This is a genomic window from Vibrio sp. 2132-1 (genome assembly GCF_033344315.1).
This window is the reverse complement of the sequence record NZ_JAWPON010000057.1, coordinates 1-1,482: the sequence shown is the minus strand read 5'-3', so window position 1 is coordinate 1,482 and position 1,482 is coordinate 1. Positions and strand designations below refer to the sequence as shown.

General features: G+C 42.6%; 1 protein-coding gene. It reads right to left on the bottom strand.

What is annotated here, in order from left to right; all coding sequences use genetic code 11:
• A partial coding sequence (locus R8N47_RS23385) for an Ig-like domain-containing protein (RefSeq protein WP_318070423.1) occupies window positions 1-1,482 on the bottom strand: 1,482 nt, incomplete at both ends.

Genomic DNA, 1,482 nt, shown 5'->3' with positions numbered 1-1,482 from the left:
AGCCACTCATCGCTTATCTTGAGTGCGTCACCTTGAATCGTGACACTAGGAACTTCAAACTGGTTTTCGTATCCATCACCACCATCAAGAATATATACTGTTAAAGAGGCATCATCGTTCAAACCTTCTATTGCCTCTAAGGTAATATCCAGTGTTACGGAGGTGGTGTCACCGTCTGAATCTGTTGCATTAACTAACAATGGTATATCCAGGATTTGATCTTTTGACAGATCGAAAGAGCGATATAATTCAAAGGAATACTCTATTTCACTACTAGACTCTAAAGGTAATGTGGACAATAGTTTCGATTGAAAAATATTTACTTCCACCCCACCTTCTAAGATATAGCCAGTAATTGTCGTACCGTCATCAGACAGACGGTAAAGCAACTCACTTTCACTACTCACTAATGTGGGCTGGTTTAATTCGCTAAATCGAAGAGAGTCAACATAATCACTCCCGATATCGAGTTGAAGGCTCCCAGTCTTAAAGATTGCCCCACTTTCTAGATTAATCTCTTCCATTGCAACGACAGTCAAGTTGCTCAACGTAGGATCAACACCATCTTTCAACACGAAATCAATTTCATTCTCTACAAGCGGTGTGGAGTCTAGATCTGTCCCTCCAATGATCAGCGGGAAAGTGACCGTATCACTACTATTGAATTGATCGATAGGATGATCAAGAGTAAGCGAGATTGAAGCTAGTACATCGTTACCCGACTCAATGCCACTCAATGTTAACGTAAATACAGTGACACCATTGGCAAATGCTGTGATTTGCTTTCCACTGGAACTTAACGTGTAGCTAAGCTCATTATCAGAGACTGAGCTTGTAAGCCCTAATGCCTCTAACTTAGTAATGGATGCCCCACCAAAATACAAACTAGTCGGATCAGGGTTATCAGAGCCAGCAATCACATTAACACTGCCTTCGGTGGTTAATAATGCCTCTCCCAGAGGTACTTCTGCTGCGTTTATAGTAGCGCTGCCTACATAACCCGCTTGGCCATCTATAATGTCGATAGTTGCGGTTGCTACACCGTAATCTTTTGAATCATCGGCTGCGAGATAATCAAAAACGAGACTTTGCTCAACCGTGTGATCTAAGTTGCGACTGGCATTCAACTGCCAAGAGCCATCTGAAAATACGGTTAATTCACCCTTCTCTAGACTAAAACTTACTGAGCCACCATCAGGGACAGACTGGATCTCTCCTCCGGCTCTGACATATCGAATGTACAAGTCACCATCAATATCAATGTCATTCTCCAGTACATTGCCAGAAATGACTTGGCCTTCGGTTACACTATATGACTCATTTTCGATCACTGGATCGGCATCAAGGATGGCGATTTCTAGGGGAGCCACAACAGCCTCTTGTGTGCCGTCAGCATCACTTTGAATGCTTTCAACCAATACGTTAGTCACCAGCTCATCTTGACCTACACCATGATCAATCGCTTCATAAAAAGTAATTTGA